Genomic DNA, 14,788 nt, shown 5'->3' on the forward strand with positions numbered 1-14,788 from the left:
CCTCCTCTCTCATTAATCATCAGTTTACAAACATTTCTTTATCTCTAATACTATACACATAAGCCAATACCTCTGCAACCATCTGATACAGTTCAGGTGGTATCTGATCACCTATTTCTACATTATAATAAAGCATACGTGCAAGAGGTTTATTTTCTACTATTTCAATCTTATGCTCTTTTGCTGTTTCCCTAATAGTTGCCGCTACATAATCTGCACCCTTAGCAAGTACATACGGAGCTTCTGCTGTCTCCTTATCATACTTTATTGCAACTGCAAAGTGAGTAGGGTTAGTAATTACAACATCTGCTTTAGGAAGGTCTTGCATCATTCTCTTTCTGGCTCCTTCCCTCATCTTCTGTCTTATCTGTCCTTTAATAAGCGGATCTCCCTCACTTTGTTTCATTTCATCCTTAACTTCCTGTTTAGTCATTCGCAAATCACGCAAATGTTTCCATTTTTGGTAGCCAAAATCAGCCAGTCCTATTATAACAAATATTATACTGATTTTAATACCCACATCTAAAACAATTGCAAAAATATTTAATATTGCCTGCATAAATTCAAAATCATACAGATTAAGTATGAACTTCCATCTGTCTTTTATTTCATTATATGCAACTATTGCAATAGCAAGCACTTTAAGTATAGACTTGACAAGCTCTACTGCTTTATCCGGTGAAAACATCCTTTTAAATCCGCCAATGGGATTTAACCTTTCAAGCTTAGGTTTTAAAGGTTTGCCCGTTACCTTCCATCCTACCTGTACCAAATTACCCAAAAAAGCAACCACAAAAGTCCCTATCAGTACCGGAAGACTTACTATTATTATATCAAATATTATCTCTCTGCCAAGGCTTGATGCCTGCCTAATATCAAATACTTCCATAGACATATCTGAAGTTTTATTGTAATATTTTACAAAGCTTTCTAAAAATCCCTTTGCCATAATATTCCCAAATATTTTAAATATAATAAACATAACTAAAAGCATTAACCCATTGATTAAGTCTGCACTTCTGGCAACTCGCCCTTCTTTTCTCGCATCCTCTAACTTCTTAGGTGTTGCCTTTTCAGTCTTTTCTCCGCCCTCACCAAAAAACTGCAGGTTGTAGGCAAATCGTCCACTTCTCAATTGTATAGCATTTTTGTCATATTTGCAATCTCCAACCCAAAAACTCACTATTATTTAAGCACCTCCACTGCCTTAAGAAACACATCCTGCATTTCTCTCGTAAGATAATCTGCAACTCCCGGCAACATAGTCATCATAAGAACCATAACTACAAGCCCTCCTAAAAGTTTCAGCTGAATTCCTACTACAAACATATTCATCTGCGGAGCTACCTTAGCCATAACTCCAAGTACTACATTCACAAGCAGCATCGCCACATATATAGGTAGCATCAGCCTCATTGCAATAAGAAAATAGTTACCCAAAAAATCCACTATAACATTTACAACATTAGCATTTACCACTGCCCTACCTATAGGTATTATCTTAAAAGCATCTGCAAACGCTTTCAAAAAATAATGATGAAAATTTCCTATCAGAAGGAGAATTATCACAAAATAGTTATAAAGATTTCCTGATACTGAAGTATCTACTTTAAAAACAGGATCATACATAGTTACCATTGCAAATCCTATTTCCATATCTATAAGCCTTCCTGTAAAATTGAGTATTGTCATAACTATATTGGTAAAATAGCCAAGTAATGCTCCTGTCAAAGCCTCAGAAAATACCATAAGCGTAAAACCTACTACTCCCGGATAAGTTATTTCTGTATAAGGCAGAGTAAGGTAAAGTAATGCTGAAAAAATAAGTGTAAACGCAATTTTAAGCTGCCTTGGTACACTCCCAAAATTAAAAAAAGGAGCTGTAAATACAAAGGCAGATACTCGTGTAACTATGAATAAAAAATATTCTAAATTCTCAACGGTAAACTGCAACTGCATCTTCATCCCCAAACTTTCTTATTATTTATTTTTGAAATAATATTACAAAATATCCTATAAAACTTGTTGATTCATAAATATAATTTCCAAATCCTGAAAAAAGCTCAGTGGTAAATTCTGCAAGGCTCGTCATCATCCAACTTCCTGTAAGTACAAGCATAAGCATTGTTACTATAAGCTTTGGCACAAAGGTAAGCGTCTGCTCTTGGATTGATGTAATAGTCTGAATCAAGCTAATTATAAGTCCGACAACAAGTGACGCCAAAAGTAAAGGGGCAGAAAGTTTTAGAATAAGCATGACTGTCTCTCTTGATATGTCTAAAACCTTATCCGCACTCATATCTGCCTCCTATCTATTTTACAAATGATTTAACCAAATTTCCTATCACTAAATCCCATCCATCTACCATAATAAAGAGAAGAATCTTAAACGGCATAGAAATAGTAGTTGGCGGTAGCATCATCATACCCATCGACATCAAGGTTGACGAAACTACCATATCTATAACTAAAAATGGAATATAAATACAAAAACCTATAATAAATGCTGCCCTAAGCTCACTTATGATAAAAGCAGGTATAAGCACATTTGTAGGTATCTCATCCATATCATTTACCTCAGATATACCTGCTATATCAAGAAATAGCCTTATATCTTTGGTATTGGTCTGCTTATACATAAAAGTTCGCAACGGTTTTATCCCTACTTCATACGCCTGCTCAAAACTTATGTTACCATCAGTAAGCGGTTTGATAGCCTCAGTATTTATCTGTATGAAAATCGGAGACATTATAAACCAAGTAAGGAAGAGCGCAAGCCCTATAAGTACCTGATTCGGTGGGGTTGTCTGGGTCGTAAGCGCAGACCTCACAAAATGCAACACTACTATAATTCTTGTAAACGAAGTAAGTAAAATAAGGATAGACGGCGCAAGTCCAAGCACAGTAAGTGCCAAAACTATCCTCAGCGTAGCTGCAAGACCACTCTGATTTCCGTTCGTAGTTAAATTAATGCCTATATTATAAGGAGAAGTTCCTGTAGTAAAACTGTTGCTGTCATTAGAACTCCTATCTACTGTATTCCCTGTCCTGTTATCTATCGCATAAGCTGGAGTAACAAAAAAAAGGGAGGTACATACAAGCACTAAAACAATCCCAAGATACAGAAAATTAAAATTCTTTTTAAATAAAGGATGTTCTCTCATGTTACCAGCCTTTTCTTATTTTTCTTTTGATTTAGCCTTGTCAAAAAATTCCTTAAAAGAAAATATTTCCATTTCCTTTCTGGTAAAATCTTTTATTTGGTCTGCACTAAGTTCAGATATGAGACTTATGTTAGATTTGCTTATTCCTATAAGGAAATACTTTCCACCTGCCTCTATAATCTGTAAATATTTATCCGCAGCAATCCTATTAGTTTCTATTACTCTTATATTGCTGTTTTCCCTCGTCTTAAGTGCATATTTCCCAAAATATTTAGATACAAAATAGGCAGCAGCTAAAATAACCGCAAATGCAACAAGCATTCCAAAAATCTGAGCAATACTGCCTAGTGTTCCCATTGTTTTTAATGCAAACATATAATCTCCATCTAAAAGCTTTTACGGAGAATCCTACTTCACAATTTCCGTTATTCTAATACCAAAATTGTCCTCAATTACAACCACTTCGCCCTTAGCTACATACTTTCCGTTAACCAAGAGGTCTATAGCTTCACCTGCAAGTTTATTCAGTTCTATGATTGTTCCCGGTGAAAAATCAAGAATTTCTTTAATAGTCTTATTAGTCCTTCCAAGTTCCACTGTTACCTCAAGAGGAACATCCATAATGAGACCTATATTTTCCTGTTGCATAAGCGGATTTATGCTATTATCAAAGGTCTGGAACTGAGCAGGAGCTACATTGACAGGCTGTACCGGTTGCATTGGTGCCGGTGCATACCCCTGTACCGGCATAGGTACAGGCTGTGGTGCAGCCGGCATTGGCTGTGGTGCCACTGGTGCCACTGGTGCCGGTGCAGGCTGAGGAGCCGGTGCTGACTGATCTGTTTCTGATGATGACATAAATTTACTGTACAACTCCTTTGCAAAATCTATTGGATAGAGCTGCATAAGCTCACTATCTATAAGCGTACCTATCTCAAGTCTGAATGAGACTTTTACAAACTGTCCCTTTAAGAAATCTCCCAAGCCTTCTTCATCTATTGATCCATCTAAATCAATAAGACTTGCAGTAGGTGGACTTATATCCACTTTCTTCTCAAGAACTGATGAAATAGAAGTAGCAGCTGATCCCATCATTTGGTTCATAGCTTCACAGATAGCAGATAGATGGAGTTCTGTAAGTTCTGTATTTTCTACATCTGTACCTGTTCCACCCATCATTAAGTCTGTAATTATCTTAACATCATTTTCTCTAAGTATAAGAATGTTATTACCATCAAGACCTTCAATATATGAAATCTGAATAAATACACATGGCCTATCATAAGACTCTGATATATCATTCCAGTTTGCTATAGACACATTAGGAGTAGTTATATTTACTCTTTGATTAAGCAGGGTCGAAAGCGTTGTAGCCGCAGTCCCCATACTTATATTGGAAATCTCCCCTATAGCATCTTTTTCTTCTCCTGATAAAGGCTCAACACCTTCTGGAGAAGAGGTATCAGAAGAATCCGAACCACTATCTTCACCCATACCGCCAAGCAGTGCATTTATTTCTTCCTGCGAAAGCATTCCGTCCATGGCTTATTCTTCCTCCCTAATAACTTTTGTAATTCTAAGTGCATATACACCTGATGACGCTCCCGGCAATGCCTTAAATTTTTTCATATTCCCGACAAACACATCCAACTCATCTTCAATCTTCGCATTAAGTCTTACCACATCTCCAGGCTGTAAATTTACAAAATCATTTACAGAAACCACACTCTTTCCTAAAACTGCTCTAATAGGTATCTGCGCTTTATCAATAATTTCACTAATCTGTTCTTCATAATTAGTATCATCTCTTTCTTGAAGTGCAGAGAACCAAAACTTAGTATTAAGCCTGTCCATTACATCTTCAAGAGCAGCAAAAGGCAAACAAAAACTCATAAAGCCCTCAACCGTACCAATCTTAATACTAAGAGTAATAAGAGCAGTCATTTCCTGAGGTGAAATAATCTGTGCATATTGTGCATTAGTTTCTACTCTAAGCAAATTAGGAGTTATTTCAACCACATTATGCCATGGTTCCTCCAAATAGTTAGTACAAGTATTTAAAATTCTCTCAAGCACAACTATTTCTATCTCTGAAAAATCCCTTGCTTTTTCAATAGGATTTCCTTCTCCACCTAGAAGTCTGTCTATAATTGTATATCCCAGGTTATTGGACATCTCCATTATACAACTTCCTTTAAGCGGAGGCAAATTCATTATAGCAAGTAACACAGGATTTGAAAGAGAATTCTGAAACTCCTGATATGTAATAGCCTCTGAACCTCTTACCTCAACTTGAACAGTCTTTCTAAGATAAGCTGGAAGATTAGCTGATAAAAGTCTTCCATAATGTTCAAATATAGATTCCAGCGTACGCAAGTGATCTTTAGAAAATTTTGAAGGTCTTGCAAAGTCATAATCCTTTACAACCTTTTCATCATTTTCTTTGAGATCGTTAGTGTCCACATCACCACTCTCAATCCCCTTTAGCAGCTTATCTATCTCTTCTTGTGAGAGTATATCACTCATTAAGCCTCACCATCCTAAATTATTTTGTACTTCTGTCAATCTTACTGTAATCTAAGATTCTTGAACGCTATCTCAGCAATTGTCTGTGTACCAAATTTCTCTTGAACAGCCTTTAATACAGCCATTTTTATAGCCTCTCTATTATTTTGTACTTCCTCTTTAGTATACTGAGAAAACTGGTTATTTACAATTTCACCAATAGTAGAGCCGTAACCTGTTTTGGTATCTGCATTCTTCATACTCTCTGAAAGAGTTTTATAGTCTTCTGCTGTCTTAATAAGATATATGGATGTCTGGTCAATTACAGCATAATGATCCTTTCCATCTCCGGAACCTTTAAGGTTTATCTGAAGAGGCACTTCAAAGTTTACTACATCCATATCACTCATTGCAAATTTATTTTTAGTTGTATTACTCTCAAGCTCCAGGTCAATAATTGAGGCTATGTTTGAAACCAAAGTATTTGTTGCCTTTGCTGAAGACACTACCGAAAACATAATGACTGCTGTCAGCACCAAATTTATAAGGCTCAAGGCAATAGCAACAATTGTAAGCATATTTCTTTTCATAATAATCTCCTTAGCATTTTTTAATCAGCAACTTTATTGAAAATTTTTATTTCAACTCTTCTATTTTTCTGTCTTCCTTCTGCTGTCTTATTAGTGGCTATAGGCTCATATTCACCCTTTCCACTTGCAGAAAGTTTTCTAGGATCCATATGTTCTACATCTGTAAGATACTCAAGCACCGCCATCGCTCTAGCACCGGAAAGCCACATATTATTTTTGTACTTAACAGTATTTGTCTGTGGTACATTATCAGTATGACCCTCAATAACTATATTAGAATCCTTAAATTTCATAAGGACACCTGCTGCCTTGTCAAGAACTGAATCAGCACCTTTTTTAAGTTCTGCCTGTCCGGAATCAAAAAGAAAATATCCATCTATGCTAAGTCCTATGTAATTATAAGAGGTATCCATCTTAAGCTTTACCATATCATTAAGCTTAAATTGATTGATAGCTTCTGATGCTTTTTCATAGTTTTTTTCAGCCGTTTCTTTAAGTTCTTTCTTATATCTTTTTACAGCCTCTTCCTTACTGACTTCTTTACTATCTTCCTTCTTTACTTCCTCTTCTTTTTTATCTTCCGTCTTATTAGTACTATTATTCTCATTTTTTGCAGCATCCGATTTGCCACTTCCTCCCTGCGTTCCCTCTTCCTTTGCAGTATTTTCAACTGCCAGATTGGAATAATATTCCGCAAGTTCATTTAACTGACTGACTCCGCTTGAAACAAGAATACCTTGATCAAGCGCCGAGCCTCCTCCTGAAAATATACTGAAAGAAGAAGTAACAGCCTCTACAATCTCATTATACTTTGCAGTATCCGTACTGCTCATAGAAAACAAAAGCACGAAAAAGCATAGCAGCAGGTTCATTAAGTCAGAGAAAGTCGCCATCCATTCAGGTGCTCCCGCCTTAGCTTCTTCCGGTTTTTTCTTCCTTGCCATATCTTATTCCTCTCCGCCACCTTCTGAGAATGCTTCTCTTTCAGCAGGTGTTAAGAATGATTTTAATTTTTCTTCTATTACTCTTGGATTCTCTCCGGCCTGAATTGAAAGTATGCCCTCTACCATTATTCCCTTAAGCATAATTTCCTCTGCACTGTTGCCCTTTAGCTTGTTAGCTACCGGAGCACACATCCAGTTTGCAAGGAAAGAACCGTAGAATGTTGTAATAAGTGCGATAGCCATCGCAGGTCCGATTTTACTTGGATCAGAAAGATTTGCAAGCATGTTTACAAGACCAATCAGAGTACCAATCATACCCCAAGCAGGTCCCATAGAGCCTAATGTCTCCCAAAATCCAATCTTACTCTTATGCCTATCTTCAATACAGGAAATTTCAGTTTCAAGAATCCCCCTAACCAACTCCGGATCGGTACCATCTACAATTAACAGTATACCTTTCTTAAGAAAAGGATCCTCAATATTCTGTGAAGCCTCTTCCAGAGCCAACAAGCCATCTTTTCTTGCTATATTGGAAAGATTTATAATACTCTTGATTACTTCTGACTGATTAAAGTTAAGCGTTTTCATTGTAAGACCGAAACTCTTAAGTCCACCAACAAAATCTCCAATATTCTTGCTGGAAGCAAGCACAATCATAAATGCACCACCAAAAGTGATGAGTGCCGAGTTTAAATCAAGGAATCCAAAAATAGCTGCGGGACTATCTGCCATAATTGAATAAACCATAAGAGCCAATGAAATTACAAGACCAAGTAATGTAGCTATATCCAAGCCAGTCACCTTCCGTTCTCATTTATTCCCTTTACAAGGGTGATTGGAGATTATTCTCTTTCAAGAATTTCTCCGGTAAAAATCTCATGCTTATAGCTTTTGACAAGATTTTTAATCTGAAACCTACTCTCTTTAACCATTATTTTCTTACCGTTAGTAAGAGTAATTATAGTATCCGGAACTTCTTCAATTACTTCAATGAGATCAGCATTGATAGTAAACTCTGAACCATTCATTTTTGTTACATCTATCATGTATGACCTCCATATCGCATACTTTGACTAACTTTAGCTTTTTTTCAGATATTTTTGCACACAAAAAAAAAGCACTTTTATTTATTATAATGATTTTATAATAAAAAATCAATATCGATACAAAATTAATATCAGGATATTTACTTTTTAATTGTAATCATTTATACTGTCCCTATATGTAATAGCTTGATTTATATAATTATTTACGCTTATTTTTAGAAGGGAGAAATACGAAAATGAAAACAAAAAAAATAATAACATATCTGTTTTTTTTAACTTTTTTGATATCTTCTTTAAGTTTTATTAATCCGGTTGCTGCTGCTTCAGATACTTATCATATAAAAGTTAACAGATATACAAATACAGTAACCGTATACCAAAAACAAAAAGACGGCTCCTATTCTCCAATTAAAGCTATGCTTTGTTCTACTGGTGGAAAAAACACTCCGTTAGGAACTTTCAGAACCAGCACCAAATATCGCTGGCGTGCTCTTTTTGGAGGAGTTTATGGACAGTATGCCACCAGAATAAACGGCCCTATCCTTTTTCATTCGATTCCTTATACAAGACTAAATGCAGGGTATATGCAAAAAGGTGAGTACGAAAAACTGGGAACTTCTGCCTCACATGGCTGTGTAAGACTTGCTGTTGAAGATGTCAAGTGGATATTTGATAACTGCTCTTATGGAACTAAAGTCACTATCTACTCTTCTGACAATCCCGGCTCTTTAGGAAAACCTAAGGCTGCTCCTTATAAAAAATACACTGGCTACGACCCTACCGACCGTTGGAACGGAGTTAAACCTGTCCCTGTTATAACTGTTCCTAAAAAAATAGTTTTATCTTCCGATGACTACGCTTATGACCTTTTAAAAGGAGTTAAATCTATCGGTTATGATGGACAGGACATAACTCAGGATATAGAAATTGAAGAGAATATAGATTTTAATAAGTCCGGAAAATATACTATAAAATACACAATTACCGACAAATGGGGTGAGAAAGCCTCAGCCAGCACAACTGTAATACTGGAATAACAATAAAGCCGTCTGAATTCTGATACGATTCCCCTTAAATAGATTTTGGTTATTTACCTTATCTACTTAAGAGGATTCATATCGTTTAGGCGGCTTTAATATATTTATCTGTATTCTTCTATTTTTAACTGTATATTTTTAAACCCCCTATATTCATTTATTTCCGGAGAATATATAATACTCAGTTTCTTCTCTTCTTTGCTCAATAAATATTGTTCAAAAGCCCTTGCATCTCCATACCATATAGCACTATACACCTTACCATCTCCCCCATCTGTAAGTTCAAGTTTCATTACATTCTCATTTTTCCCTAGAATTCTATATGAACTTACTGATAGGTTTCTTCTGGCAAAAGTTGGTGCTTTGTTACCCTGCCCATAAGGCTCAAGCCTTGAAAGATTGTTAATCAAACTTTCTGATACGTAATACGGTGGCAGTTCCATATCAAAATATATCTTTGGAGTTAAATCTTCTTCTGTCAACTTCGTATTTTCATTAAGCTTTTTCCTCAAACTATCAAGTACTTCCAACTGTTCTTTCATAGTTTCTCCCTTTAATGAAAAACCTGCAGCCATAGGGTGTCCACCAAACTTTGAAAAACACTCTTCACATTTCGAGATTTCTTCAACCATATTATAATCTTCTATCGAACGCCCTGAGCCCTTTATCCCCCTTTCCGCATAAGTAAATATTAAGGTTGGCTTATAAAATCTTTCTTTTATTTTTCCTGCCACTATTCCTGCAATGCTTTCATGACAATCAGGAACTAAAATAACCAAAACCTTATTATTTATGTATTCCGGACTCTCAGCTATTTCAGCTGCCCTTATTAGAGATTGCTCTGTTATACTTTTTCTCTCATTATTAAGTTCTTGTAGCTCCCTAGCCTCATCCAAAGCCTTCTCCCTATCGTCCTCCAAAAACAACTTTATTGCTTTTACAGCAGATTCAAGCCTACCGGATGCATTAATCATAGGTCCGAGTATAAAACCAAGATGATATACTCTTATCTCTTCTTTCTCAGCAAGTCCTGAAACTTCAAGCATCGCTCTAAGCCCAATATTCTCTGTATTATATATTGCCTTCAGTCCTTTTTTTACAATTATCCTATTTTCCTTTACCAATTCCATTACATCGCATACTGTAGCTAATGCAACAAATTCTAAATATGTCTTTTCTATTTTATGTTTCAACAACTCAGCATCTTCTCCATAATCTCTAGCATAGCAATTTATCAGCTGATATGCTACTGCTGCACCACAAAGTCCCTTAAAAGGATAATTACAATTCTCTCTCTTAGGATTTGTCACCGTATCTGCAGGTGGTAGGGCACTATTAATAGGTATGTCATGATGGTCTGTAATAATAACTGTAAGTCCAATTTCCTTAGCATGTTTTACCTGATCATAAGCTGCTATACCATTGTCACAAGTTATTACTGTATCAATTCCATCAGCCTTTGCCTGGTCTACAATATCTATATTTATACCATATCCATCCTGTACCCTATGTGGAATAACATAACTTATATCTGCTCCAATCTTTCTAAAAAAATCATATAAAATAAAAGTAGAACACACTCCATCTACATCATAATCCCCAATAATTCTAATCTTTTTAGCACCTCTGATTTTTCCGTTAATAATTTCACAAGCTTTTTCCAAATCATACATTAGTGCAGGATCTGCAAGTTCTCCCTCTTCTGCATTCAAATACTCATAAATTTCTTCATCAGTATTCAAACCTCTGTTAACAAGTACCCTTGCCACCATTTTTTCCAATCCAAACTTTTCAGCAATCCCATCAAAGTCACCATCAATATTTTTAATAAACCATCGTCCTCTCATCACACTCTTCCTTTCCACTCTATTTTCCAAAAGCCTACAAATAATTATTCATTATTTCATTACAACCCTTATATTATACCACATCTAAAATGTATTTCATCTCAAATTTACCTCAATATATATTTTTTCTTTTTTATTCCTTCCTAAATCAGGCTTGCCACAGCCATAGCCTAAGCGAGCGCATTAGGCGTAGCGAAGCGGATGCCGGAGCGAGTCTGGACTACTGGCGTGGGCAAGCCGTCACTTAGTCAATTCAGAACTATCACTTAGCAAACAGCCATTAATATACTTTTCTTTTCACCTTCCTAAATCAGACTTGCCACAGCCATAGCCTAAGCGAGCGCATTAGGCGGAGCGAAGCGGATGCCAGAGAGTCTGGACTACTGGCGTGGGCAAGCCGTCACTTAGTCCACTAAAATCACATATAATCAAAATAAAAAAGGTATGAACCAATCACCTAAGCAATTAATCCACACCCTTATTCTAACAAAAAACTACTTTAATTATTTATAAGCTTATCACTCTCATTATTCCAACTATACAGACCTCTTATTTCCTTACCAACCTGCTCTAAAGGCTGCTCAGCATGAAGTTTCCTCATAGCATTAAAATGCACCTGACCTCCTGCCTCACTCATATCAAGCAAGAAATCCTTAGCAAATGTACCATCCTGAATATCAGAAAGAATCTTCTTCATAGACTTCTTTGTTTCATCTGTTATAATCTTAGGTCCTGTAATATAATCTCCATACTCCGCAGTATTTGAAATAGAATATCTCATTCCTGCAAAACCTGACTGATAAATAAGATCAACTATAAGTTTCATCTCATGTACACACTCAAAATAAGCATTCCTTGGATCATAACCGGCCTCAACAAGAGTCTCAAAACCAGCCTTCATAAGCGCACAAACACCACCACAGAGTACAGCCTGTTCACCAAAAAGGTCAGTCTCCGTCTCTGTTCTAAAAGTTGTCTCAAGAATACCTGCTCTTGCTCCACCTACACCTGCGCCATAAGCAAGTGCCATATCAAGTGCCTTACCTGTAGCATCTTGGTGTACAGCAACTAAACAAGGTGTTCCCTTACCCTCTAAATACTCAGAACGAACAGTATGTCCCGGAGCCTTAGGAGCTATCATCGTAACATCTACTCCGTCCGGAGCAGTAATAAGACCATAATGAACATTGAAACCATGCGCAAACATAAGCATATTGCCCGGCACAAGATTTGGCCTGATGCTCTCCTTATAAAGCTTAGCCTGAAGTTCATCATTTATAAGTATCATAACTATATCTGCTGCCTTTGCAGCCTCAGCTGCTGTAAGCACCTTAAGCCCCTGAGCCTCAGCCTTAGCCCAAGATTTACTACCCTCATAAAGACCGATAACTACATTACAGCCTGACTCTTTAAGATTAAGTGCATGTGCATGTCCCTGACTGCCATAACCAATAATTGCTATAGTCTTTCCCTCTAACAAAGAAAGGTTACAGTCTTTCTCATAAAATATTCTTGCATCTGACATAGCTAATTCCTCCATTTTCATTAAAATATATTCTTCATCACCTTAAAAATTAATCATCCCACATTTCACCACGTGCCTCAGAACCTCTCTCAAGGCCTGTAACACCCGTACGAACCATTTCTATTATCTTATCCTTACCAAGGAGACTTAAAAACGCCTCTATTTTAGTCTGATTACCTGTAAGTTCCACTGTAAGCGATTCATTAGAAACATCTACTATTTTAGCCCTAAAAATGTCAGCTGTCGCAATGATCGCCTGTCTTTCAACTGCAGCTGCCTTAAGCTTTACAAGTATAAGTTCCCTAGTTACAGAACTATCAGGATGAAGTACCTTAACTTCTTTAACATCCTCAAGTTTTGCCAATTGCTTTACAATCTGATCAAATACACTGTCATCACCATGAGAAACTATGGTCATCCTAGAATATATTGACCTCTCAGTCTCACTAACAGTAAGACTGTCAATATTGAACCCTCTTCTGCTAAAAAGCCCGGCAACCCTGCTAAGTACACCGGAAGTATTATCTACAAATACGGAAAATACAATTTTATTCATATGTCTCCTTACCTAGTATTATGGTATTTCGAAACTTGTTACCAATAATAACAATCAGCTTTGTCAAAGTCAAGTAATGATAAGAATGTCAGCTATGCCATATAGTTATAATATTTCTTAAACTTTTTCAAACCTTTCTACATCAATTACAAAGATTGTAGCTCCGCCCACATCTACCTTAGTAGGTACTGCATTATACCCCGAAACCGGCACACCACTCGTCTGTGAATAAGGAAGATTATATACTATTTGTTCTCTCCGTCCCGACTCCTTAACTATTACATCTATCACATTCTGTACCTTGTCCTCCTCTACACCTATCAAAAGCGTAGTATTGCCTCGCCTAAGAAAACCACCCGTAGTAGCAAGCTTGGTAACAATATAGCCATTTGACATCAAAGCTTCTGTTACCGAATCTCCATCCTCACTATGTACTATCGCATAAACCATTTTCATAAGATTTTCCCCCTTTTTCGCACTTTGCTTATAGCAGTTTTTAATCCAAATTATTTACAATATATCAATTAAGAGAAGAGATACAAAAGCACCTCTTCTCCAAACCTACTTGCAAAAATTGCAAGATTGGTTTATAATCAACTTAGATGGCTGAAGGATATTGGTTCATCCAACAGTTACCAAGTGGAAACTTATATTTGCTAAATTTTTAACAGAACATAGGCTATCCCCTATTGGCGTAGAGGATAGCCTCTCTGTTATTTACGGTTCTTTCGATTATCGATATATGTTAAGGCTGAAAATACAACCAATAAAAGCGTTAGCACTTCTAATGTATTCATACCAACCTCCTCTCCGTTTCCGGAAAGGCAACCGTTAGGCTATCCCTACTGCTCTAAGCTGATTAAGAACATTGTATCATTTTATACTGACTTTTACCAGTGAAATTTATTACCAATTTTGCATTACCTACTCCTCAAATTCAATTGTAGCATAAAATCCCATAGGTTTTTCTTCCATTTTCACTACTTTCCCTGTTAAATTTTTAAGTGGTTCTGTAAGAGCTATGTTTCCACTCATCCCATAGGCATGCTCTATTGTATAATAACGAAAGCTTTCAAGCTCTGTTTCGATTACATTTACTACATCCCCTTCTTTTAAAAGTCCGCTTCTTTCAACCTTAAATTCCATTTCTCTCATAGTATTTCACCTCAATTAAATGATGTGGGTGTCAAAAGTATTTGACACTTGTATCATTAAATAAAAATAAGACTTTCTGTCACCATGATAAGTATATCATCATTTAAATAGAAAGTCTTATTTTAAAAATCAAAATTATTTTATAAACTATTGTTTTTATACTCTAACCACAGAAAAAACCATAGAGCTTCTAGCTTCCATATTAATCATATTGCCATTGGTTCTAACCTTTTTATCCCAAATCTCCGGAAAACCTGCCTTATATATTTCAAGCGAAGAGTCCGTCTCAATCTGCCAACATAAATAATGTGGAAGTTCAGGCAAATAACAGTCCTGCCTCTCCCAATGGGTATTAATTGCAAAGCATACTATGTCATCTGCTGTATTATCCTTGTTTCTTCCGGCAAATATTACCCTAA

The 14,788-nt window shown here is 36.3% G+C and carries 17 protein-coding genes and 1 pseudogene; 1 reads left to right on the forward strand and 17 read right to left on the reverse strand.

Features of this window, described 5'->3' with window-relative positions:
* Positions 1–19 precede the first annotated feature (19 nt).
* The 11 genes from flhB to ACTTG8_RS05645 are packed head-to-tail and all read right to left on the reverse strand — an operon-like array spanning position 20 to position 8,249.
* Positions 20–1,183 carry a flagellar biosynthesis protein FlhB gene (gene flhB, locus ACTTG8_RS05595; protein ID WP_442561137.1) on the reverse strand — a complete coding sequence of 388 codons (1,164 nt, stop codon included), beginning with the start codon at positions 1,181–1,183 and terminating at the stop codon, positions 20–22.
* A 2-nt stretch (positions 1,184–1,185) separates the two neighbouring features.
* On the reverse strand, positions 1,186–1,965 hold the full coding sequence (gene fliR / locus ACTTG8_RS05600; protein WP_442561138.1) for a flagellar biosynthetic protein FliR: 780 nt from the start codon (positions 1,963–1,965) through the stop codon (positions 1,186–1,188).
* Between the two features lie 19 nt (positions 1,966–1,984).
* Positions 1,985–2,299 carry a flagellar biosynthesis protein FliQ gene (fliQ, locus tag ACTTG8_RS05605; protein WP_442561139.1) on the reverse strand — a complete coding sequence of 105 codons (315 nt, stop codon included), beginning with the start codon at positions 2,297–2,299 and terminating at the stop codon, positions 1,985–1,987.
* 13 nt (positions 2,300–2,312) lie between these two features.
* Positions 2,313–3,164 carry a flagellar type III secretion system pore protein FliP gene (gene fliP, locus ACTTG8_RS05610; RefSeq protein WP_442561140.1) on the reverse strand — a complete coding sequence of 284 codons (852 nt, stop codon included), beginning with the start codon at positions 3,162–3,164 and terminating at the stop codon, positions 2,313–2,315.
* Between the two features lie 15 nt (positions 3,165–3,179).
* Positions 3,180–3,539: a FliO/MopB family protein gene (locus ACTTG8_RS05615; RefSeq protein WP_442561141.1), complete on the reverse strand. Its 360-nt coding sequence runs from the start codon at positions 3,537–3,539 to the stop codon at positions 3,180–3,182.
* Positions 3,540–3,572: 33 nt separating this feature from the next.
* The gene (gene fliY / locus ACTTG8_RS05620; RefSeq protein ID WP_442561142.1) at positions 3,573–4,706 is read right to left on the reverse strand and encodes a flagellar motor switch phosphatase FliY; all 1,134 of its coding nucleotides are present in this window, start codon (positions 4,704–4,706) and stop codon (positions 3,573–3,575) included.
* Between the two features lie 3 nt (positions 4,707–4,709).
* Positions 4,710–5,690: a flagellar motor switch protein FliM gene (fliM, locus tag ACTTG8_RS05625; RefSeq protein ID WP_442561143.1), complete on the reverse strand. Its 981-nt coding sequence runs from the start codon at positions 5,688–5,690 to the stop codon at positions 4,710–4,712.
* 41 nt (positions 5,691–5,731) lie between these two features.
* Positions 5,732–6,259 carry a flagellar basal body-associated FliL family protein gene (locus tag ACTTG8_RS05630; RefSeq protein WP_442561144.1) on the reverse strand — a complete coding sequence of 176 codons (528 nt, stop codon included), beginning with the start codon at positions 6,257–6,259 and terminating at the stop codon, positions 5,732–5,734.
* 20 nt (positions 6,260–6,279) lie between these two features.
* Complete coding sequence (locus ACTTG8_RS05635; RefSeq protein WP_442561145.1) at positions 6,280–7,203, reverse strand: flagellar motor protein MotB; 924 nt, start codon at positions 7,201–7,203, stop codon at positions 6,280–6,282.
* A gap of 3 nt (positions 7,204–7,206) precedes the next feature.
* On the reverse strand, positions 7,207–8,004 hold the full coding sequence (locus tag ACTTG8_RS05640; protein ID WP_442561146.1) for a motility protein A: 798 nt from the start codon (positions 8,002–8,004) through the stop codon (positions 7,207–7,209).
* 41 nt (positions 8,005–8,045) lie between these two features.
* The gene (locus ACTTG8_RS05645) at positions 8,046–8,249 is read right to left on the reverse strand and encodes a flagellar FlbD family protein (protein ID WP_442561147.1); all 204 of its coding nucleotides are present in this window, start codon (positions 8,247–8,249) and stop codon (positions 8,046–8,048) included.
* A gap of 236 nt (positions 8,250–8,485) precedes the next feature.
* Here ACTTG8_RS05645 and ACTTG8_RS05650 point away from each other — a divergent pair, with 236 nt between their 5' ends.
* Entirely contained in the window at positions 8,486–9,286 is an 801-nt protein-coding gene (locus ACTTG8_RS05650; protein ID WP_442561148.1) for a L,D-transpeptidase family protein, read from the forward strand.
* A 104-nt stretch (positions 9,287–9,390) separates the two neighbouring features.
* Here the strand turns inward: ACTTG8_RS05650 and recJ are convergent, their stop codons facing one another.
* The 6 genes and pseudogenes from recJ to ACTTG8_RS05680 all read right to left on the reverse strand — a co-directional run.
* A complete protein-coding gene (gene recJ, locus ACTTG8_RS05655) occupies positions 9,391–11,151 on the reverse strand; it encodes a single-stranded-DNA-specific exonuclease RecJ (RefSeq protein ID WP_442561149.1) in 1,761 nt (586 codons plus the stop codon).
* Positions 11,152–11,632: 481 nt separating this feature from the next.
* Positions 11,633–12,658: a ketol-acid reductoisomerase gene (gene ilvC / locus ACTTG8_RS05660; RefSeq protein WP_442561150.1), complete on the reverse strand. Its 1,026-nt coding sequence runs from the start codon at positions 12,656–12,658 to the stop codon at positions 11,633–11,635.
* A 49-nt stretch (positions 12,659–12,707) separates the two neighbouring features.
* Complete coding sequence (gene ilvN / locus ACTTG8_RS05665; protein ID WP_442561151.1) at positions 12,708–13,214, reverse strand: acetolactate synthase small subunit; 507 nt, start codon at positions 13,212–13,214, stop codon at positions 12,708–12,710.
* Between the two features lie 117 nt (positions 13,215–13,331).
* Positions 13,332–13,670 (reverse strand): cyclic-di-AMP receptor, encoded by a 339-nt coding sequence (locus tag ACTTG8_RS05670; protein WP_442561152.1) that lies wholly within the window; start codon positions 13,668–13,670, stop codon positions 13,332–13,334.
* Between the two features lie 468 nt (positions 13,671–14,138).
* Positions 14,139–14,369, reverse strand: a complete 231-nt coding sequence (locus tag ACTTG8_RS05675; RefSeq protein ID WP_442552982.1) for a hypothetical protein — start codon at positions 14,367–14,369, stop codon at positions 14,139–14,141.
* Positions 14,370–14,525: 156 nt separating this feature from the next.
* Positions 14,526–14,788: pseudogene (locus tag ACTTG8_RS05680) on the reverse strand (hypothetical protein); the annotation flags it as partial.

Origin of the sequence: Catonella sp., assembly GCF_052173895.1 — a bacterium.
Classification (GTDB): domain Bacteria; phylum Bacillota; class Clostridia; order Lachnospirales; family Lachnospiraceae; genus Catonella.